General features: G+C 45.5%; 20 protein-coding genes. 8 read left to right on the forward strand and 12 right to left on the reverse strand.

The window, feature by feature from the left end:
- The first annotated feature begins 216 nt into the window (after positions 1-216).
- Positions 217-357, forward strand: coding sequence for a hypothetical protein (locus ACR1R9_RS21200; RefSeq protein ID WP_433922789.1), 141 nt, complete (start codon positions 217-219; stop codon positions 355-357).
- Positions 358-405: 48 nt separating this feature from the next.
- Positions 406-888, forward strand: coding sequence for a hypothetical protein (locus ACR1R9_RS21205; protein WP_433922788.1), 483 nt, complete (start codon positions 406-408; stop codon positions 886-888).
- Between the two features lie 55 nt (positions 889-943).
- Here ACR1R9_RS21205 and ACR1R9_RS21210 read toward each other — a convergent pair whose 3' ends face one another.
- The 7 genes from ACR1R9_RS21210 to ACR1R9_RS21240 all read right to left on the reverse strand — a co-directional run bounded on the left by ACR1R9_RS21210 (position 944) and on the right by ACR1R9_RS21240 (position 6,903).
- Positions 944-1,930, reverse strand: coding sequence for a hypothetical protein (locus tag ACR1R9_RS21210; RefSeq protein ID WP_433956460.1), 987 nt, complete (start codon positions 1,928-1,930; stop codon positions 944-946).
- A 105-nt stretch (positions 1,931-2,035) separates the two neighbouring features.
- Positions 2,036-2,671 carry a VOC family protein gene (locus tag ACR1R9_RS21215; protein ID WP_433922786.1) on the reverse strand — a complete coding sequence of 212 codons (636 nt, stop codon included), beginning with the start codon at positions 2,669-2,671 and terminating at the stop codon, positions 2,036-2,038.
- On the reverse strand, positions 2,668-3,138 hold the full coding sequence (locus ACR1R9_RS21220) for a VOC family protein (RefSeq protein ID WP_433922785.1): 471 nt from the start codon (positions 3,136-3,138) through the stop codon (positions 2,668-2,670). Before ACR1R9_RS21220 ends, ACR1R9_RS21215 begins: the two co-directional genes overlap by 4 nt.
- An 18-nt stretch (positions 3,139-3,156) precedes the next feature.
- On the reverse strand, positions 3,157-3,732 hold the full coding sequence (locus ACR1R9_RS21225) for an NADPH-dependent FMN reductase (RefSeq protein ID WP_310852153.1): 576 nt from the start codon (positions 3,730-3,732) through the stop codon (positions 3,157-3,159).
- Positions 3,733-3,913: 181 nt separating this feature from the next.
- On the reverse strand, positions 3,914-4,636 hold the full coding sequence (locus ACR1R9_RS21230) for a response regulator (RefSeq protein ID WP_433922784.1): 723 nt from the start codon (positions 4,634-4,636) through the stop codon (positions 3,914-3,916).
- Positions 4,637-4,654: 18 nt separating this feature from the next.
- Complete coding sequence (locus ACR1R9_RS21235; protein WP_433922783.1) at positions 4,655-6,325, reverse strand: GAF domain-containing sensor histidine kinase; 1,671 nt, start codon at positions 6,323-6,325, stop codon at positions 4,655-4,657.
- Positions 6,326-6,420: 95 nt separating this feature from the next.
- Positions 6,421-6,903, reverse strand: coding sequence for an ArpU family phage packaging/lysis transcriptional regulator (locus ACR1R9_RS21240; protein WP_064640192.1), 483 nt, complete (start codon positions 6,901-6,903; stop codon positions 6,421-6,423).
- A gap of 942 nt (positions 6,904-7,845) precedes the next feature.
- Between ACR1R9_RS21240 and ACR1R9_RS21245 the strand changes: the two genes are divergently transcribed.
- The 3 genes from ACR1R9_RS21245 (at position 7,846) to ACR1R9_RS21255 (ending at position 10,733) form a co-directional block, all read left to right on the forward strand.
- Positions 7,846-8,292, forward strand: coding sequence for a helix-turn-helix domain-containing protein (locus ACR1R9_RS21245; RefSeq protein ID WP_076291444.1), 447 nt, complete (start codon positions 7,846-7,848; stop codon positions 8,290-8,292).
- Positions 8,293-8,334: 42 nt separating this feature from the next.
- Positions 8,335-8,742: an ImmA/IrrE family metallo-endopeptidase gene (locus ACR1R9_RS21250; RefSeq protein WP_062323893.1), complete on the forward strand. Its 408-nt coding sequence runs from the start codon at positions 8,335-8,337 to the stop codon at positions 8,740-8,742.
- Between the two features lie 191 nt (positions 8,743-8,933).
- Positions 8,934-10,733 (forward strand): 5'-nucleotidase C-terminal domain-containing protein, encoded by a 1,800-nt coding sequence (locus ACR1R9_RS21255; protein WP_433922782.1) that lies wholly within the window; start codon positions 8,934-8,936, stop codon positions 10,731-10,733.
- Positions 10,734-11,319: 586 nt separating this feature from the next.
- On the opposite strand, the gene ACR1R9_RS21260 is transcribed toward ACR1R9_RS21255, so the two are convergent.
- Positions 11,320-13,089 carry a proline--tRNA ligase gene (locus tag ACR1R9_RS21260; RefSeq protein ID WP_433922781.1) on the reverse strand — a complete coding sequence of 590 codons (1,770 nt, stop codon included), beginning with the start codon at positions 13,087-13,089 and terminating at the stop codon, positions 11,320-11,322.
- 415 nt (positions 13,090-13,504) lie between these two features.
- Positions 13,505-15,451, reverse strand: coding sequence for an FAD-dependent oxidoreductase (locus ACR1R9_RS21265; protein WP_433922780.1), 1,947 nt, complete (start codon positions 15,449-15,451; stop codon positions 13,505-13,507).
- Positions 15,452-15,893: 442 nt separating this feature from the next.
- On the opposite strand from ACR1R9_RS21265, the gene ACR1R9_RS21270 reads away from it, so the two are divergent.
- The gene (locus ACR1R9_RS21270) at positions 15,894-16,565 is read left to right on the forward strand and encodes a 3'-5' exonuclease (protein ID WP_076291441.1); all 672 of its coding nucleotides are present in this window, start codon (positions 15,894-15,896) and stop codon (positions 16,563-16,565) included.
- Positions 16,566-16,620: 55 nt separating this feature from the next.
- On the opposite strand, the gene ACR1R9_RS21275 is transcribed toward ACR1R9_RS21270, so the two are convergent.
- The 3 genes from ACR1R9_RS21275 to ACR1R9_RS21285 all read right to left on the reverse strand — a co-directional run bounded on the left by ACR1R9_RS21275 (position 16,621) and on the right by ACR1R9_RS21285 (position 18,828).
- A complete protein-coding gene (locus tag ACR1R9_RS21275) occupies positions 16,621-17,586 on the reverse strand; it encodes a helix-turn-helix transcriptional regulator (protein ID WP_076291440.1) in 966 nt (321 codons plus the stop codon).
- Positions 17,587-17,748: 162 nt separating this feature from the next.
- Complete coding sequence (locus ACR1R9_RS21280) at positions 17,749-18,453, reverse strand: hypothetical protein (protein WP_125477267.1); 705 nt, start codon at positions 18,451-18,453, stop codon at positions 17,749-17,751.
- A 207-nt stretch (positions 18,454-18,660) separates the two neighbouring features.
- Positions 18,661-18,828, reverse strand: a complete 168-nt coding sequence (locus ACR1R9_RS21285) for a hypothetical protein (protein ID WP_433922779.1) — start codon at positions 18,826-18,828, stop codon at positions 18,661-18,663.
- Positions 18,829-19,168: 340 nt separating this feature from the next.
- Between ACR1R9_RS21285 and ACR1R9_RS21290 the strand changes: the two genes are divergently transcribed.
- Entirely contained in the window at positions 19,169-19,624 is a 456-nt protein-coding gene (locus ACR1R9_RS21290) for a hypothetical protein (RefSeq protein WP_024632428.1), read from the forward strand.
- Positions 19,625-19,642: 18 nt separating this feature from the next.
- Positions 19,643-20,347, forward strand: a complete 705-nt coding sequence (locus tag ACR1R9_RS21295) for an AIM24 family protein (protein WP_063564567.1) — start codon at positions 19,643-19,645, stop codon at positions 20,345-20,347.
- Positions 20,348-20,598 lie beyond the last annotated feature (251 nt).

Below are 20,598 nucleotides of genomic sequence, written 5' to 3' on the forward strand. Positions count from 1 at the left end.
CTTTTAACTTCGCTTCTTCAGATTGGTTCTGCACTCTCCGTTTTGGTGTAAAAATTAAATTCAACTTATAATGATATATTCAGTCTTTCTTTAGTACCCGATCAGAGCAAGTGTGCAATCACCGCATAAAAAAAACAGCCCCTGGCCGGCATGTACATTAGCGTATGTGCTTATCGGGATATGTCACTTGCTACTGATCCGATAATACAATCTTACATGTATAAATTGGTCGTGCTGACGGTTATCCGCATGGATTACGTCTATTTGTTGTCGCCATCATGGCGGTTAAATGTCGGTTTCTTGCTGAGACTTCTGCCGGATAACCCAACAAATCTATTCCTGATGCTGTTTATATGATATAAGTGGCATTTCTAACCTTATTTACAATAAAGGATGGATACGATCATGAATAAAAAGCTCTGGTTCTATCTATGGATTGCTATTACCAGTTATATGGCCGGCCCTATTATGTATGCTTTGACAATGTACACCTTTTATCAGGAAACAGATGTTCTAACTACTTCACTCATTGGATGGACCGCTGCAACATTCTCTTCCGTTGGTATCCTGTTTATCCTGGTCACAGTAATTCTGCTTCGAGTGCTCCACATCTATTATTTCTGGCTACAAACCCTGCTATTCGAGTTGCTTTTCCTTGTGCTCGTCTATATGACCACTGTTCTTCTTGGGGCTGGCAATACAGGTCTGCCCTCGCTGTCCTTTCCATTTACGCCCGAAGGCATTCCCTTGTGGGTGTTCTGGGGCAGTATTGCACTTATGAGTTCCTGGGGAATATGGACAACGCGTCAGCCCATACGAAAATCACCATTCATGCTGATATCCAGAGTCATTATAATCCTGTTTATCCTTGAAATTTGGCTCCTTTAAAAAGATAAAAAGAAACACAGCCTTCTCAGGCTGTGTTCTCTTAAAAGTATTTTGCTCACGCGATAATATAGCGGAAGTTTTCCCAGCTTTCCGGAACCGAATTTCCGTTTCTGGCATGATGGTAGAAGCTGAATGGAAATTTGAACACATGACCTCCATGCCAATCGCGGGAACGTCTGTCGGTGAGCCAATATTCCAGTTCATGTGGAAGTGCAACAGAGCGTTCTGCACGAATCAATGGCAGACGGTCAACTGGAGATTGCAACGTTGGCATCTCCTGTTCAACATCCACATCCCGGCTCAGTCGCAGCGCCTTGACCATCCTGAGAAAAGGCGGAATGCCTTTATGGAACAAAGCAGGATAATCCAGTTCAAATAATATATTAAGCGCGTGCCCGTAGGTTAGCATGTGGCCGATCAGATCATGATGTGCTTCTGCCTGATAGATGGTACGAAATGCGCCAAGCTCATCCAGAATCAGCCGGGACAATTGTTCCGGTCGATCTATATCAGGGAATCCGTCTGCCTCACTTAACTTCAAGCTGCGAATTTCTTTCACAGTTGTGTTTACCCAGGATCTACCTGGAATGGTTCGTTCAAAAGAATCAATAAGTTCAACCATCTGGTTCATGTCATGTTCTGTACCCCAACCATCCAGTTCACGAATGGCTTTCAGACTAAGGGCACCATAGATGGCCTGATGGCCAACCCAGTGCAGTTCTCCGATGGTTCGATCCAGCGCTGCTGTAATACGCGCTTCGGCCTCTTCCCTTGGCAAAACCTCTCCATTCCGGGAGCCATCGTTCAACCCGTGCTGGCGAAGCATGGCTTTCGCTTCAGCCGTAACACTGCCCGCCGCAAGAGCAGTGAGACGATTTTCACGCACCCAAAAATAAGCCGCAATAGCTCCCGCCCCATAGTGGGCGTGCCACAAATCTCCTGTACGCTCCCGACTGGACACAATAACAGCCAGCCCTTCTTCCAACAAACGTCGATCCAACATGCCACCACCCTTCATCGATGCGAATCCTGATACACACACGACCAGCAACAGTTTTTTAGCAAAACACTCTTTTTAAAGCGTTTACTTCTATAAGATGATTCAAATGGTGCACATATGACCGTTTTACCTGCTATTCCGCGCATTTTAGCCGATTCGAAGTCTCCCAACATCACGAATGGACACTTCCAGTGGATATATGTTTGCTTTTTGCTCGGAAAAGAACCAGGTTCGCTCCTTCTTCACCACAATAAACAGACCGTTCACATCCCCAACAGGGGCAAATGTATCGCTAATCGCTCTCCATCGTTTCAATCCCATCTGCTCAAGTTCATCTACCGCAGAAAGCACATCTTCCGTGACAAGTCCCACCTCACACACCTGCAGCAGATCCTTCTCCGAAAAGGCGTGGTCACTCTCGTTATGAACGGTATGATGAGCAATCAGCTCCAGAATGTTACCGACAGGATCTTCGAAATAGAGCGAATTCGAGTTCCAATTGGTTGAATAGGTCTCATCCTCACCTTCATGCCTGCTTAGACGGATACGTGCCGCTGCCCATGCTTTGGCCTCCTGAAAACGATTCGCTGGAATCATCCAGGCGAAGTGGTAAAATGGATTCTGGTCTGCTTCACTTCGCATGAATATCATTTTCGTTAAACCAATCTGTAGCGTAAAGGAATGCTCGGACTCTTCAGCCATGTTCAACCCCAGAGTGTTGATATAAAAGTGCTTGATGTCCTCCAATGGTGCTGTATATAATTTGACCTCTTCAAAAATCATGCTGTGTCCTCCTTCACCCGACCGTGCATCTTCTCCCACTCACTCCATGGCACCATGCCGAGTTCCGGCTTCGCTTCATCCGGGAGCATCGATATATATTCCAGGGAATGACCATCCGGATCGGTAAAATACACGGACACAGCTGGCATCCATCCAAATACATACAACTCGCCAATATCATCATCCAGAAAGTTATGCGTCTTGATCCCTTTATCCTCCAGGTAAGTGACAGCTTTCTTCATGTCCTCCAACGATACCTGAAAAGCAAAATGCTGCCGCTTCACCTCGGAAGGGTCCTTTTGCCATAGTCCGAGCATCGCGTTGCCTTCACCGCCAATCCAGTAAAAGGAGTTCCCACGCTCCTTCTGCCCATAAGCATGCTGCAATCCAATGATCTGTTCATAAAAATGATGGGATCTCTCCAGATCCGTTACGTTCAGATGAGTCTCAAATATGCCTTTAATCATGATGAAAACCTCTTTCTCTTAACTCCCGGACGGCTTCCGTACTGCAGTTAACGTCTCGGCAAGGTGCAAAAATGAACCAATCACGCGTTTGATCCGATCCTCAATGTCCTGACTGCCTTCAAATTCTTCGTATCCGTCAAACGTTGCTTCAAATCTTCTGCGCTGTGCACCACCAATGGAAATCCACTCCTGCGCGTTAATACCGTGCAAATTACGAATAATTGCCTGCAGCTGCAAAAGCGAACTTACGCCCACCGCACCTCCTGCTGAGCTGATGGACAATACCGGTTTACCACTGAAATGAGCCTGGCTCAGGTGATCCAATGCATTTTTGAGTACACCGCTGATGCTACCGTGATACTCTGGCGTAGACAGAATAATGGCATCTGCTGCGAGCATACGTGTGTTCAGGTCAGACAGATTCTGATCTTCATTCTGTTTTTCATCCGGTGCATAGAATGGGAGCGGTGTCTGATATAAATCGAACAAGCTGGCTTCATGCCCCTGACCGCTGATTACCTCCGCAGCATATTCCCCTAAACGTGTACTGGTTGCATTTTTCCGATTACTGCCTGCCAAAATGATAATATTCATCTATGTCACTCTCCTTCGATTTTATAAAAACATTCTTTCTCTTCGATTCAACTTTCTCTACTCTCATCTTACCTTGCTTCTACCTCGGAATCGTCAGCAGATAGACTTAACTTGCAGCACAAAAAAACTCAACCTTTAGGTTGAGTTTCTACGACTTTAGTCTTAGAATATTGAAGCTGGATCAGACGACCCAACCATTTCTTACGGCATGAAGCGCAGCTTGCGTGCGGTCTGCCAGTCCCAATTTGTCCAAAAGATGACTGACATGGGTTTTCACCGTTTTCTCGGTAATGATTAGTTTGATGGCGATCTCTTTATTACTCAATCCTTGTGCGATCAGCCCCAGAACCTCTCGTTCCCGACGGGTGAGCATGTCCGGGCCATGAGAAGTTTCTTTTCCCAGCCCAATCCGCTCCTGCTCCGGAAGCCGAGTAGACGTATGTGGATTTGCACGACCATGCGCTTCATTCATCGACAGTTCAGACGAAGCCATCACATGCATTAATTGTCCTGCTGCCGCTGGATGAAGTTCTACCTGACCCGCATGCACATTACGAATGGCAGCGGCAAGATCCTCTGGCTCAATATCTTTCAGCAAATATCCCTTCACCCCAGCGCGTACGGCTGGTACGACATGATCCTGATCCGAGAAGGACGTAAGTACGATGATACGGATTCCAGGCAAGATCGCACGAAGCCTTCTCGCCGTCTCAATCCCATCAAGCACTGGCATATGCAGATCCATTAATACCACATCCGGGTGCAGCTGTTCTGCTTGTTCCAGTGCTTCCTGTCCGTTCGAGGCTTCTCCGACGACTTCCATATCTGGCTGTGTGGACAAAAAAACGTGCAACCCACGCCTCACCATTGCATGATCGTCCGCGAGTAAAATCGTAATCGGCATGTCTTCTTCCCCCTGATTTTATACAGATTCGGACGGAAGTGGAATGACGACCGTTACCGATGTTCCCTTACGGGATGAACTCACAAGTTCAAGTCTGCCGCCCAGCGATTGGGCCCGTTCTCTCATGATGGACAGACCAAGTGAACTGGCAGGCAAGGCCTCACGCCTTTTGGCTCCACCTTTCCCACGATCTGTAACGATTAAGACCGCTTCCTGATCGCTTAGCTGGAGGGATATCTCAGCGGAAGGGACTCCCGCATGTTTACGTACATTATTGAGCGCTTCCTGTCCAATACGCCATAAGCCTTCCTCGATACTTTGAGGCAAGGAGCGCATACCCGTCCGATGTACAACGACCTGCAATCCCTGTCCTGTACCATATTCCTGCAAGGCACTGAGCAGTCCAGACTCCAACCCCGCCGGTCGAAGTTGCATAATCAAGGCACGCATTTCCTTCAATGCTTCCTGTGACAAGGAACGTATATCCTTCATCGCTTCCGCAGCCGGATGCAGCTGTTGTGATCCGGATAACATGCTCTCCGCCCCTTTGGCTGTCAGGGACAGGGAGAACAAAATTTGGTTCACCGAATCATGCAAATCTCGAGCTAGTCGGTTTCGTTCCTCCAGTCGGGTTAATTCCCGGCGTTTGTATACCAGTCTCAGACTCTCCCACGAGGCTGTAATATGTTCAGCGAGTGCATCGAAAACCTCACGATCTGCCTGAAGGAAGTCATTGGCCGAACCCAATCCAACCACCAGTACTGCCGTTTCGCCAGGAGAACTTAATGGGATGGGTGCAGCCAAGCCCGAAGCCAAAACAGACATAGGAAGTCGGGTATTACAAATGGCAGAAATATCTCGAATTTCTGTTGCCGACAATACCATAGCCCGATGAGAATCAATCACACGATGCATACGAGTCTCCACCTCTGGAGAGAGCCCAGATAGTGTCATCAGTTCGGACTTGCCATGAGCATGAGCGGCCTGTACCATAAAGCTTCCATTCTTCTGGGATAACAGTGCGGCAAATGGCCAGTCATAATGATGTCCAAGCAGCTTTACAACCGTCTTGGCCATATCGTCTCCACTGTTGCAATCGTTGACCGTCACGCCCAGCGATCGGCTGAACTCCCCCAGCCTGACATACAGATCCGCTCGCCTTTGCTCTGCGCTATATAATCGCATCCGCTCCATTGCACTACCTAGCTGATAAGCTACAGCCTGCAAAAGCGCCAGCTCACTATCACTAAAATGCTCTTTTCCTGGTGCCGCAACATTCAGCAGTCCCAGCATCTTCTCCCCCGAGCGGAGCGGAACCGTTGCATGATGGGTGATGTCACGGGTATCTCCCCATTGATGATCGACGGCATCCTCCAGGCGTTTGCAATTAATGATATTGACGGCATTATCCAATCTCCCGTCCCGGAAGCGATTCACGCACCAGCAAGACCCACAGCGCATCGGCTCCTTATCATGATGCAGCAGAGCAGGAGGCAGACTGTAATCAGCAATACAGGAGTACTCTCCCTGATTATTGATCAGGAACACCCAGCCCGTAGTCAATCCCGTCAGTTCCAACAATTTACCGAGTACCGTATCCAGCATCAGATTCAGGTCGTTGGATGTGTTGAGGGTTTCCGCGATCGTCTTCAGTGTGTACATCTCCTGCATTCCGGCTTGTTCCGTCATGCGGATTCCTCTCCTTTGACTGATCCTTAGTGTTGTTTTCAATTATTGTATACAATCAGCGAAGGATATAAAAGGATGAACTTCTAGCTTCACCTCTAGCCCAGCTTCTGTCGCTCTTTGCGAGATGCAGATAAAGGCTCCATATTAATGAGACCCCGATCCGACAGAGCCAGCGCCATTTTATAGAAAGCACGTGTCCGAATCTTCGTATACGTATCCTTGCTGACAGGCGGGTCAAACACATGGTTATACACTTTATAGTCAAATACATCGTCATCCTTCAGATAACGTTCTCTGACAAGTACACGTTCCTTCTCGCTCAGTCGAGATACCACAAAATCAATTGTATCGCAGTACGCCTGACGTGCGCGCTGTACATCCACATTATAGATTGCCGTTCTGGCAGTGGAATCCCCGGTCACATTCGTTGCACCATGGAAACGCTCTGCGTAACTCGCCGTCACCATTACCTCTCGTTCTTCAAAAGCAATCGTTTTATAAATCCGGTATTTTTCCAGCGCGGCTTCAACAGCAGTCTGTGTTTTGCGTCGATCCAATTCGGGCAGCATCAGTTCCATATTCATTCTCCTCCTTAAACATTCGTTATAGAATGAAAGTCTATTAGCTTCGCATGTTCCACTCTGATGACAGAAAAATCTTACGATCGCTGTTATCCCCAGATTTTTTTGATTATATTTTCTAATGTAAAAATCTAGTGATAAATGCGAACGCTACGCTTCTCCAGCTTTTTTCTGTCCTCTTCGTATGCGTAACTTAAAGTTCATTCTATAAAAGTTAAACTCGCATTCATCTCATCTTTAGTATTTTGTATTATTCGATTCCAGTCGCTTACGGGTACAATAGATAGACGAATAGAAGCTTTTCGATCTACCTATTGCTGATTTGAATCGCTCTCTGGATGAATACAAAATACTCCTTTTATTAGAGTTATCCAGTTCTCTGAAATAGTAACGACATTTTTCAACTTTTTTCTGTTGCCTTTTGGAATCAACCAAGATCAGCTATGAAGTAGGAATAATTCATTTTCCTCATTATCCAACTTGTCTCAACTTTACATTTTGTTCTCATTTTGTTCGTATTTCTATTTGAGGATACCACTTTCTGGGGATTGGCGTAAACCTTCATTTTGGGTCGTTTTAACTATAAAATAAAACCCGCGCTCTCATTTCCTTTACCTTTTGGCATAATTGTTTCATATCCCTTTACCTAATGGTATATATACGATATAGTACAGATAATTAAAGATCCTCGTATAAGTCATTTGATTTTTATATCTTAAGATAGAATGCTAGATTAGCACGTCTACGGAGAGGGTAGAAAAAACCTGGAGAAGCGTAGCGTTCACCTTTATCACCGGATTTCTCCCTTTTGAGAAGGGAATCAAAGAAATCTGGGGATAACAGTGATGGAAGGTTGTTCTGCCATCGGAGTGACTCGTGTGAGACAAGTTCTCTTAATATATAATTCAAGCACTTGTACGAATCAAAGGAGTGGCATGAATTGTGGAGCACGCTTTTGGTCCTTATCTGAAACAACTGCGCGAGCAACAGGGATACAGCATCAATCAGCTCGCCGAAGCAGCAGGAATCAGCAACTCGCAAATTTCACGCATTGAGAATGGGGTTCGCGGAGTTCCCAAGCCCGCTACCATCCGCAAAATCTCCGATGCACTCTCGGTTCCCTACGCGGATATGATGAAACAGGCCGGATATCTGGAAAACGGAAATACAGAAAGTCAGCTCCATGACGCTCCAGAATGGGCAACTTACAAGGACCGTCGAGACTTCAAAAAGATGCTCGAGGACGAGGATGATCTGATGTTTGACGGCATCCCGCTGGATAATGAGGATAAGAAACGAATCAAGGATGTCCTGACAGGTCTGTTCTGGGAAGCCAAACAGATGAACAAACGCAAAAAAACGAACGATCCGGACGAGCGCCCATGAAGCATTTCAAGCTGAACAAACTAAAGCAGCAGGTGAGATGATATGGATGACATTGTAACAAAGCTGATTCGAAAACACCGGACCAACTGCCCTTTCAGCATTGCCAGAGCCATTGGAATACAGATCCGGTTCACCAATCTGGGCAAGTCTACCAAAGGACTGTATTTCCGAAAGCTCCGTCGCAGATTTATCGTCATTCACAATGATTTACCGCCGGAATGGCAGCGTTTCGTGTGTGCCCATGAACTTGGACATGACCGATTGCACAAAGGCATAAACCGCTTCTTTCTGGAGGAACACTCCTATTTTGCCCCAGGCAAGCTGGAAAGACAGGCCAATCGTTTTGCCATACAGCTTCTAACTTCAGGGGTGATGCCAGAGCCGGATGAATCACTGGAGAAATTTTGTTTGCGTACTGGACTGCCACGTGAAGTGCAGCATTTTTTTTAGTCTTTTTAAGAACATACGTTCCTTCGAAATGAAATTCTCTCTTAATCTTCCACTTTGAAAATCAGATGTCACTTTCAGGTTACCTATTTTTACGTGAATAGCGAGATTTCCTAATAGTAGTCTGGTAAAATACAACATGAGTTGTGTAAACGCTCACGTAGATTATTATTTTGGGGAGGTTACTGATTTATATGAAAATCTGGAAGACTTATGTTTCACTTATGCTAACGCTCTGTTTGCTGTTGGGCAGTGTAGGCATTGCCGCTGCTGCAACGGATACCACTCCGGGCACAGGTAAGCACATTACTATTCTACATACGAATGACACGCACGCACGCGCAGTTGAGTCCTCACCTGCGATGGGTTTCGCCAAAGTTGCTGGAATTGCGGACAAATACCGTAGCGAAAACCCAAATACCCTTCTGCTGGATGCCGGAGATGCAGTGCATGGTACAACCTTTGCTACACTCGTTAACGGTGAGAGCATTGTCAAAGTAATGAACGAAATTGGTTATCAGGCGATTGTACCGGGTAACCACGAATTCAACTACGGTTCCGAGCGCCTCATTGAACTTGCGGATATGATGAACTTCCCCATGCTCAGTGCCAATGTGAAAAAGAAAGACGGAACTCGTCTCTTCGAGCCTTACCTCATTAAAGAAGTAGACGGCGTGAAGATCGGTATCATTGCACTGACTACACCGGAAACGATGTACAAAACAAATCCGAAAAATGTGGAAGGTCTTGATATTACAGACCCAACTGCGGAAGCCAAAGTTCTTGTGAACGAAATTCGCAGCAAAGTAGATGTTGTTGTTGTATTGGGACACCTTGGACAAGACGCGTCCAGCACCGATACTAGCTTCAAAGTTGTAAAAGAAGTGCCAGGCATTGATGTATTCATCGACGGTCATAGCCATACGGTTCTGCAAGATGGACTTGTATCCGATAACGGAACATTGATCGCCAGCGCTGGAGAATATACAAACTTTGTAGGCGTGATCGACCTGTGGGTTGACGGCGGCAAAGTAACGAAAAAACAAGCTACACTGATTGATGAAACGGAAGCAAAAGACATCAAACCAAATGAGAAAGTTGCCACATTGGTGAACTCCATTCAGAAAGAACAAGAACCCATTCTGAAAGAAGAAGTAGCCAATACAGCTATTCTGCTGGACGGCAAACGTGAACAAGTACGCGCAGGTGAAACGAACCTGGGTGACCTGCTGGCAGATGCCATCCGTGACGTCAGCAAAGCCGATATCGCACTCACCAACGGTGGCGGTATTCGTTCTTCTATTGAAAAAGGTATCGTGACTAAAGGTGATATCATTACTGTCCTTCCTTTTGGTAATCAGGTTGTAACGCTTGAAGTAACAGGCTCCGATGTAATCGCAGCCCTTGAAAACGGTGTAGGATCTTATCCAGAACCAAGTGGCGGATTCCCACAAGTATCCGGAATGACATTCAGCATTGATTCTTCCGCTGCAAAAGGCAGCCGTGTACACTCCGTCATGATCGGAGATAAAGCCCTTGATCCAAAAGCAACGTACACCATGGCTACGAATGATTTCACTGCTGTTGGCGGTGATGAGTACACGATGTTTGCAAAATACACAACGTCCGGCATGTACGGTGCTATGGATGAAGCGTTGATCGAATACATGCAAAAACTGGGCGCTGTAGATATTAAAACAGATGGTCGAATTAAGGAAGCAAAAGCTCCTGCGGTTGAACCGGAAGCTCCAGTAACGGAAACACCAGCTCCAACTACACCGAAACCAGAGACACCAAAACCAGAAACACCGTCGAAACCGACGCCAAGCAAACCAGCTCCAGCCAAAGTGCATGTTGTAAAATCCGGAGATTCCTTGTATTCCATCTCCAAACAATACGGTACCACTTGGCAAGCTCTGCAAAAGCTGAATAAGATCAAAAATCCACACTGGATTTATCCAGGTCAGCAATTGAAACTGCCTGCAGCCTCTTAAGTTCTGAGAAGAGCAGATATTTGCACAATAAGATTCAAAAAAAAGGGTGTCCCTCAAGCCATAACCGGCTGATGGACACCCTTTTCTATTTTACTTATTACATCACTCCGTAGTTAACCTACCGAGTTGTACACTCCATGTTTTCATGAATATAGCTTTGCTGCAAAAATAAATCCCCAAAGCCACTTTAAGAAATCCCTTCATCCCATGCCCTCTACCATGGACTATAGAAGAAATATCCCAAATTGCCACTCTCATGCGGTTATTTCACATTCAAAACGCTATATTTCTCGTTCCATGATTTGCGTATTTGCACATGCATAGATTCCTGACATGGTACGCTTGAAGCTCTTATGGACAAACCGACTGTATACAGAATACAGTTTTTCAAATTCTAGTTATTTGGTATGACAATACGCAAATAGTGTTGCATTCTTACATGACTATAGCCCTCTTTTTAATGCTTTAATCCGTTACATAACCACAAACATCTCTTACCGCATAATATCCGGACCTATTATACATCGTTCTATTATATAGAGGCACGTAGCACGGTTTCATAAGGATATATGTTTTTAATTCCGGACTATAGCTGTTCCTTCACCTGACTTACAGCCTCTTGTGCCGACAGACTGATTCGTTTGGATTCACCTCGTGCTGCAAGAACATGCGATCCAAATTCTACCTGTCCCTCTGCTGCACCTCGGCCAATAACAATCTGGACAGGCAAACCGATTAATTCCGAATCCTTGAACTTCACCCCTGGCCGTTCATCACGATCATCTACCAGTACACTGTATCCGGCATCTAATAGTTGTTGTTCCAGTTCCAGTGTGAGCTCACGTTGCTGTTCATCCTTCCAGCTCATTGGGATCAGATGTACATGATAAGGTGCGATGGCTGACGGCCAACGGATACCATCTTCTCCGGCATATTGTTCAGCAATAGCGGCCATCAGACGAGACACACCGATACCGTAACAACCCATTACAGGTGCGCACTGCCGTCCATTGCGATCCAGGAAGGATGCTCCCATAGCGTCACTGTACTTGGTTCCCAGTTTGAAGATATGCCCCACTTCTATTCCTTTTGTGAATACAAGCGCTTCTCCACAGGTTGGGCAGCCGTCACCTTCAGCAGCGAAACGGATTCGATCTACTTTGTCCAAAGCAAAATCTTTACCTGGAACTACATTCGAATAGTGTACATCAACTTCATTCGCTCCTGTAATGGCACGTTCCATTGCAGTTACATCCGCATCTACTACAATCGGCAGATCCAGTCCAATGGGACCCAGAAAACCTACAGTTAATTTCGGATGACTTGCAAGGGCAGTTTCATCAGCCAGAATTAGCTCCTCTACACCCAATACCTGCTTCAGCGCAATATCATTCACTTCATGATCCCCACGAACAAGTGCAGCGACCAGTTGACCATCGGCCTGATAAAGCAATGTTTTGATCATGTGCTTGGCATCCTTGCCCACAAAGGCGCTTAACTCATTGATCGTACGTACACCTGGCGTTTGGATACGAACCAACGTGTCACCCTCGGTATTCCCAACAGCTTTTTCAACCATTTTTAGGTCAGCAGAAGCTTCCGCTTTTCCTGGATTCTTAGCAGAAGATTTAGAAGTCTGATACCCCGCCTTCTCCAGATTTGCGGCATATCCACAGTGTTTGCAGGTTACGATCGTATCTTCTCCCACATCAGCAAGTGCCATGAATTCGTGGGTCTCCCCCTGACCACCAATGGTGCCAGCATCGGCTTCCACTCGAATATATTCCAGTCCACAACGCTCCAAAATACGCGAATACGCCGTATTCATGGCCTGATAGGTGCGATCCAGCTCTTCCCAATCGGAAGCAAAAGAGTACGCATCCTTCATGATGAACTCCCGTCCCCGCAGCAATCCAAATCTTGGACGACGTTCATCTCTGAATTTGGTTCCAATCTGATAAAGTGTAAACGGCAGCTTCCGATAAGAATTAACCTCGTCACGAGCTAGTGCAGTCACAACCTCTTCATGGGTAGGACCCAGGGCGAATTCTCGTGCATGGCGATCCTTCAGACGCATCAACTCAGGGCCATACTGTGTATATCTTCCGGATTCTTCCCATAGCTCAGCAGGCTGCATGATTGGCAACAATACTTCCTGACATGCTGCACGGTCCATTTCTTCCCGAACGATTCGTTCGACATTCAGCAAGATACGACGTCCCAAGGGTAGGTAACTGTATATCCCTGCTGCAAGTTGGCGAATCATTCCCGAGCGCAATAACCAGCGATGCCCTGCTGCATCTGCCTCTGCTGGTGCTTCACGTAATGTTGGAACAAGCATTTCACTTTGACGCATCTTGTCACACCCCTTATTCTTCTATTCATTATTGTTAATTTGGTTGTAAACAGCAAAAAAACACATCCGTCAAGGGACGAATGTGTCGTGGTACCACCCTTATTTAACTGCACTTTGCCGGTCGACTCTGCCATCAAATCATCAAGGCATTGACCATAAACCGGTTCTCCGTTTGCAACCTATACAAAACGTGAACATGCAGTCCTTCAGAGCATAACGGGCCCATCCGGCGAAGGTTACAGGCCGTTCGGGCCTTCTCCTCCGCAGCTCGCGAGGTAGGAATAACGAAACAGCAACAGAAACCTTGCACTAAGCGGTTTCCTCTCTGTAGAAGCTGGCTGACGTAATTATGTCCTCGTTGATCGCTGTTATCATTTTGATCACAATAGTGTATTTACAAGAAATTGTCAACCATTCACTCAAATACTACCCCCGAATAATATTCCACCACATCACGGATGAGCATGTACGCGTCTCCATTCGTAAGCTCGTTTTTGTTTGCTATACCAGCAAGCGTGTCCTCGCTTACGAAGTTCTGCATTTGCAATTGAGTAAGTGCCAATTCAGGTGTAGTTTCAGCTTCAGTAGCTCCCATTGCCAAACATATCATATACGCGGCTTGATCCAGAGTTAAAGGTAAAGCGGAAGCATTCTTCATACTCACAACAACTTTATCAGCACTGCCTGTATAAAAGTTTGGAAACATGGCTTGCAATCTTTTCAATTTACTTAAGTATCGTTCCGGATTCATACCTGTATCCAGATCCCAACCATCATTATTATAATTACCTGAGGCCATGTACATACTCGCGGCAGCAAGTAACCCCCTATAATCTTTATGCTCCATGTACTCGGGCTTCTCAAAATTATGCATCGAGAGATCCATGCCTTGTTTCTCCAGCATCTTACGCAATTCGGTTGCACGCTCCTCGGAAGCTGAGAGTTCCCGGAAGGACTCTTTGTGTACATATGCCAGTTTGACCGCTGCTCCAGCAGCTTCTCCAGTAGCCATCCCCAGAGGGACGACTCTTGCGCTTCCATGTGGAATCGTGTCAAAACTTGCTGCTCGTCCTACTACTAACAGACCATCAACTTTCAATGGGACAAGCGAACGGAAAGGTACACCATATTGAACTGGACTCAGCATAATGGTACCGGGATTGCCCACACTCGTGCTCTGAATATCGATATCGTATGAACCATAACCAATTGCATCCCAATGATCTCGATTCTCCATAACATCAGCAAGTGTCAGACGATACTCACCATAGATGTGACGTGATTCTCTCACGTAGAGCTCATTCGCCGTTCCGGCATATTCAAGCCCTGCAAACTCCTCGTAATTTTTCTTCAAAAAATCAACGATCAAAGGAGCTTCCTTCCGCCCTATTTCCAGTCCATCTTTCACAGAGGCAGGATTCAGCGGATCTACTCCAAAGATCTGCATCGTATTGATCAAGATGGTATCATCGTTTTGTCTCCCAATGTTCAGACTACGAATCTTGATACGTTGCGGATCGGTCGATTCATATTTTCGCGCATCACCGTATCCCCAGGCACTCATTTTATCCACGCCCGTACCTTCTCTTTCCCTGAACTTCTGCCATACTTCATCTGTAACACCACTTAACTTAAATACAAGCGTAGAGACCATCTTGGCCTTGCCATCTCCAATGTCCTGTCTACCTATGGAATATGGGACCCCAGCCGCAGCTGCAATATCTGCATCCTGAGTAGCGTCAATGATTGAACGTGTTGCAATTTTTATAATGGTTCCGTCTTCTTTAGTGATGTTCATTCCCATAATTGTAGTTCGCCCTTCCGAGGCAGACTCAGTAATGGGCTCCAAATGTTTGACATTCATCAGAAGGTCAATGTTAGGTTCGGAATGAATCATTCGATAGAATACGTTAGCCGCTGTATGGGTATCAAACGAACTGCCCTCAATCTGGTCAAACCATTCCTGGAAAATCCCTTTATTCAGAAAATCAGGCTGTCGAAGACTGCTCAACCATTGCGGCTGATCAGGAGAGTAATTCAAATCTAACGTATTAAGTCCCCCTTCGGTCATCAACCCTCCCATCATGTTGCGATCTCTTGCTTCAACCAACAATACCCGCATCCCATTGCGGGCAGCAGATAACGCAGCCGTAATTCCCTCCGGATCAGTTCCAGCAACAATAACGTTATAAGAATCGGACAGCGTTGTGCTAGATTGTACAGTCTCCAATGGCTGCCATACATAATTATTATTGAATTTATAGTTCTTGTTCCAGATATAAAAGGCAGCATAAGCTGCACTAAATAAAATAATAAATACAGCCGCCGTAATTGCTGTTGCTTTCATTTTTTTGCTAACCAAAATAATTAATCCTCCACTATGTAATGTAAATTCATAAAAACTATAATGTAGCACTAACTCTGATATTCTTCCAACAAAATGCTATTATCCCCTCCTCTCTGACCATAAAAATGTCCATAAAAAAAACACTCCCCAACGGTTTGCACCATGTCAGGAAATGTTGATTATATCGGCCTCATGTCATGATTAAGATCCTACGATTTTGCATAACAATGACAACAAAAACTTGGACTGCATCCTAACTTTATCCATTATAAAGACCCCTTTTTGCAATGTAAAGGCATATCAAACCTATACACTTCATATAAAAAGAAACTTCAACACTCCCCAACTGTTATTACTCACTCTCCATGAATTGCTGGGCGATGGCTGACATGGCCGTGCGTTCCCTGTAATATAGAGAAATAGAAACCATGTATTAATTGATAAAGGAGTTTGTCCTATGCCATATATTATTTACGATCTTGAATTCACGGTAAGTCGCAATACACGATACTCTTCTGAAATTATAGATATCGGTGCCGTCAAAGTAACGGAAGGTGAGAACGGCCTGTACGTATCGGACACGTTCCACACTTATGTTCGTCCATCCAATAAATCGGTGCTGTCCGCCGATACGATTCAGTTTACGGGTATTACGCAGAAAGACATTGACGCAGCCCCTCTTTTTCCGGAAGCACTGAATCAATTTATTGCCTGGATGGGAACTGAATCCTATTACATGTGCTCCTGGGGACCGGATGACCGCGCCAAACTTATTTCTCATTGTCGCACTCATCAACTCGATGTAGCCTGGATCACCAACCACAATGATATTCAACAGCAATGGTCACGCACAGTACGCAAGGAAGGAAAATTCCGTCAGCTTGGACTCGCTCAGGCTCTTGAACTGTGTGGTATTGAATTCGATGGCACTCAGCACCGCGCTTTGGATGATGCGATTAATACAGCCAAAGTATTCATACATCAATTTGATCAGTTCAAACTGGAAACCAATTGCGCCGCAGATGATGAGGGCATCACATCCAAAGTGGTCTATTCCAGTAGTGTAGAAGATGACGAGAAAGATTCCCCTTTCGGTAACCTTGCACACCTGTTCAAGACCAAAGAATAATGGACTACGATTGCATGTTGAACAAAGGCAGACCAGCCATGATCTGCATTGAAGTTCAGTTGTAGATCTCCCTCCAACGTTCCAGACGTTCTTTCATCATGAGGCGGCATTTCTCGGGTTCCAGAATTTCGGCATCGGGTCCATATTGAGACAACCACGTTAGAAACCCTTCTTCATCACTCAATATGGCTTCAAACAACAACGTGCCTTCCGGTTCAATCGTCAAGATGGGGCGTGCAAAAAACTGCTCCTGCATGACACGCTCCACAGCGTGCGGTGAGAATCTGATTTTGAAAGCAGTCCACTCCGTACTGCCGCTAAGTTCCTGTGGCGTACGGAAGTGAGATTGTAAAAGGTAGTCATCTTTGCGGAACGTGCGTGGCAAAATCCGAACCCTGTACAAACGGTTCACTTGAAATATTCTCAGTTTCTCTGACAGGTGACAATACGCCAACAGATCAAATCGGTATTCACGAGGAATAAGACAGTAGGGGTCCATTCGTGCAATCCCCTTTTTACCTTGAAACAGATATTCTCCTTCAATAGTGTTCTGGGAAATTCCGGCCTGAAGCAAGGTCACCAGTGAATGATTCAGAAGTTCGGTACTTTCATTTTGCCAAGCAGAAGTACCCACCTTGAACAACCCGCCAATTTGCTCAGACCATTCCACTCGCTCTGTTTTGTTTTTCTGACTCGAAGCAACCACTTTCTCATACGCGCTCTCAAAAGCAGGCTTCAGCAACGGACGAATATTCTCCATGACTTCTGCCAGGTGCATAAAGGCTTGAGCTTCTTCATCAGACCAATTCAGCGGATACATGGCAAAATGGCTGATAAACATGTATCCTCTCCCGTGTCCCATATTGGCGATGGGGATATGCATTGCACTGAGGGCCTCCATGTCGCGGTATATCGTCCTTTCCGTTGTCTCGCACCGCTCGGCAAGCTCACGGGCCAGAATACCCGGCTTGGCCTGCACAAGAGTAATAATGCGCATTAATCGGATCAGTCGGTCTGTCATTTTGCCGGACCCTCCACGATGTTGTTTCAATAAATTCGATACAACTCCATCCATTTTTTTATTATTATGTTGTTTAGTACATTCGACTTATTCCTTGACTTCACCTTCAAAAATTTATGTAGAAACATTCCTTTCCGTACCAACTTCCCTAGTTCTTTATCCCTATTCACCTAACATCGTTTTTCCGCGATTATGAACCATGGAATTAAAAGTAATCCCGTAATGGTGCCGAAGTTTCTCCACAATTTCGGCTTCCGCATAATAATCCAGATCCTGTTTTCGTGCCGCTTCAATTAACAGAGCATCTGCGTGACGACGCAGCATGTCGCTGCCCTCTTGTGTACGACCTCTTTCATAAGCGCGCAAAGCTTGCTTAATCAAAGGAACGGTTTCATTTAATTTGATTGTCTTCTCTACCTTGGGATCTACCGGCTGGCGCAGCATGCCCAGATGACTGGTGTACTGAATGTACAACTGTTCTCTGCGCAGCAGTACTCTCTGGCTTTGTTTCAATTTTCGCGTACTCCAATAAGCTGAACATACGGCACTTTTCCCCGATACACGAGGTCCCATGGCGAATTCGAGTAAAATTTGTTTACTCTCTCCCTTGTATACATCTCCAAGTCTTAGAACCCAACCGATATCCGTTTCTTTGGAACGACAGCCGTAGATGCCTTTAAGCTGAATTCCAAATTCCGGTTTGAGCAAAAGTTCCAAGTCTCGCGACACAATTTTGGGTGCTATTTTCCTGAGTCTTTTGGCAGGGGATCCATTACGCCACTCTACCATCATATATACGGGGTCCGCTCCCCCTGTCGGTATGGCCTCTCTATTCCACGAATAAGATACTTCAAAGACTGAGTTCACTGGTAGTCTCTCCCCCGATTTATATGTATTATCTTCTAAGTTATCAGGGTAAATGGACACTATATTGTCACGGAACATATGTTCGCAGGAAATTTTTCCATAATATTAGTTTCTCGTCCCTAAATCCGTGTAATTACGACAATAAACGACGAAAAAGCTTGGCAGTATGCCAAGCTTTTAGACCACTTTTATATGACAAGTCCTAACTTAAATCGTAGCAGTATTCATTCCCATTTTGTGTGAATTTTGTATAGAATCAGGTTCTGTAATCGGAGCATAAGTAATACTGTCGATAATCAATTCACGCCCGATTGGCTCACCATTTACAGTGATCATAATCGTTTTGGTTGTTGCAACTTGTTTAGTTGTGTACATATGTTTCTACCCCTTCGTATTCACGATCTTCTTAAAAATCGGATATATTGTTTTCACTCATTAAATTACAAATTTCGTTAATATGAATAGCAGGCACCCGGAGCTGAAGTAAAAGAATGATGTCAAGACCGTCCGCAGTGCTGCTCTGTCCTTCTATTACCCCGGCGGCCTAGAAATTAAACACCTGTCCACATGTATTGATTTATTCTCATATAGGGTAATTAAAACTACATCATCTTGAACCCATTGTCCTGGTTTTGACGTATAATGTAAGAGCCGTATTTCAACAAATGACGACGAAATCGGCAAACGATTATGTAACCGAAAGAAGGTGCCATTCATGCCAAAACCCATTCAGGGTTATTTCATTCGGGTGTTATTCACCACATGTGTATTGTTTACTGTTTCTTTGACTTCTACAGTCAGTGCAGCAAATGCCAATATATTCTCCGATATTTATAGTGGATGGGAAAGAGTCTCTGAGCTTCCTGGAGAAGTGAACGCCTTGCAGGAAAGCTATAAACAGACGCTGGAGCAGTTGAATCAGACTTCTGCCCAATTGGGACAAGCCCAGGCAAATGTCGAAGCATTCAAGGCCCAGAACGAGTTGCTGCTGGCGCAAAACGAAAAACTGACCGACATGGTGAGCAAGCTGCAAAATGATCAGGATGCAAAAACGGCAACTGCCAAACGCATTCAAACGATGATTATCACAGCCGTTTCACTCATATTGGGATACTTTATTCTGATTCGAGTGATGCGCTGGGGAATGCGTCGCCGTTCAGGCCGAGTATAAAAGAACAGGAGCAACCGCATGCACATACACCTGAATAATGCCGAAGCTGGCGGAGCCGGACAAGTGGTCACGTTCTCGTTGATCCAGGACGACCGCCTGCATATTCTCCATCCCCAGCAAATTGTCGCTTTTCGCGGCCCAAGCAGCAGTCGCAATGATAAATTTATGAATATTTCGGGTATCTATCGTAAAAAAAAGCTGATCAAATCCGAAATTACCGGTCCTTGTCAATTTGTGGCCGCCCTGCCTCCCGGCTTCACCATGAAGGAAGTTGAACTGAGTGAGAACAGCGATCTGCTGTACGACTTCCGCCATCTTTTCTTCTACTCTGACGGCGTCACGATGCACACCAAAATTCAAAAAATCAAAAACATGCTCATCACTCGGGATGCCGTGAAAATGAAGTTTTCGGGCAAAGGCAAAATTGGATTGCTGACACAAGGTCAGGTCTGCCAGCAGGAACTGCACCCTACCGCACCACTGTACGTGGATGCTGGCAGTATTATCGCCTATCCTGAGAACGCGCAGCTTGAACTTACCGTATACGGGAACAACCTTGCCAGCCAGCATATGAACTATCATTGGAAGATGACAGGACATGGCTCTGTACTTTTTCAGGCTGGTCGTGAAAATCATAGGCTGGAACAGGATATGAACGATGAAGGCTTATTTAAGCGGATTCTGAAAGAAGTCATTCCTTTTGGAAATGTATTAATCAAATAAGTCCAGATGACGTTAGGCTCGGTTATAAATGGGTTCTCATGGAAAGCATGCTCACCGTATTGGAAATGTGATATACTGTACCGGACAATTGAAGAAGAAAATCCATGCCTATGGCATGGGAGAGGTTCGCGAACTCCCTCTATAAGACTCGACCATTAAAAGGTCAATAAGTCTTGCGTACATTTTAGGTAACAACGTACGTAAAAAACTAAGGACACTAGATCGTGCCTGCTTTTTTGAAGCAGCCTACG

It is taken from the genome of Paenibacillus taichungensis, from assembly GCF_050994985.1.
Classification (GTDB): Bacteria; Bacillota; Bacilli; order Paenibacillales; family Paenibacillaceae; genus Paenibacillus; species Paenibacillus taichungensis.

Excerpts from the sequence above, each read along its gene's own strand:
- ACR1R9_RS21200 (WP_433922789.1), top strand. The coding sequence starts at position 217 with ATGTATAAATTGGTCGTGCTGACGGTTATCCGCATGGATTACGTCTAT.
- ACR1R9_RS21205 (WP_433922788.1), top strand. The coding sequence starts at position 406 with ATGAATAAAAAGCTCTGGTTCTATCTATGGATTGCTATTACCAGTTAT.
- ACR1R9_RS21215 (WP_433922786.1), bottom strand. The coding sequence starts at position 2,671 with ATGATTTTTGAAGAGGTCAAATTATATACAGCACCATTGGAGGACATC.
- ACR1R9_RS21220 (WP_433922785.1), bottom strand. The coding sequence starts at position 3,138 with ATGATTAAAGGCATATTTGAGACTCATCTGAACGTAACGGATCTGGAG.
- ACR1R9_RS21225 (WP_310852153.1), bottom strand. The coding sequence starts at position 3,732 with ATGAATATTATCATTTTGGCAGGCAGTAATCGGAAAAATGCAACCAGT.
- ACR1R9_RS21230 (WP_433922784.1), bottom strand. The coding sequence starts at position 4,636 with ATGCCGATTACGATTTTACTCGCGGACGATCATGCAATGGTGAGGCGT.
- ACR1R9_RS21235 (WP_433922783.1), bottom strand. The coding sequence starts at position 6,325 with ATGACGGAACAAGCCGGAATGCAGGAGATGTACACACTGAAGACGATC.
- ACR1R9_RS21240 (WP_064640192.1), bottom strand. The coding sequence starts at position 6,903 with ATGGAACTGATGCTGCCCGAATTGGATCGACGCAAAACACAGACTGCT.
- ACR1R9_RS21250 (WP_062323893.1), top strand. The coding sequence starts at position 8,335 with ATGGATGACATTGTAACAAAGCTGATTCGAAAACACCGGACCAACTGC.
- ACR1R9_RS21255 (WP_433922782.1), top strand. The coding sequence starts at position 8,934 with ATGAAAATCTGGAAGACTTATGTTTCACTTATGCTAACGCTCTGTTTG.
- ACR1R9_RS21260 (WP_433922781.1), bottom strand. The coding sequence starts at position 13,089 with ATGCGTCAAAGTGAAATGCTTGTTCCAACATTACGTGAAGCACCAGCA.
- ACR1R9_RS21270 (WP_076291441.1), top strand. The coding sequence starts at position 15,894 with ATGCCATATATTATTTACGATCTTGAATTCACGGTAAGTCGCAATACA.
- ACR1R9_RS21275 (WP_076291440.1), bottom strand. The coding sequence starts at position 17,586 with ATGACAGACCGACTGATCCGATTAATGCGCATTATTACTCTTGTGCAG.
- ACR1R9_RS21285 (WP_433922779.1), bottom strand. The coding sequence starts at position 18,828 with ATGTACACAACTAAACAAGTTGCAACAACCAAAACGATTATGATCACT.
- ACR1R9_RS21290 (WP_024632428.1), top strand. The coding sequence starts at position 19,169 with ATGCCAAAACCCATTCAGGGTTATTTCATTCGGGTGTTATTCACCACA.
- ACR1R9_RS21295 (WP_063564567.1), top strand. The coding sequence starts at position 19,643 with ATGCACATACACCTGAATAATGCCGAAGCTGGCGGAGCCGGACAAGTG.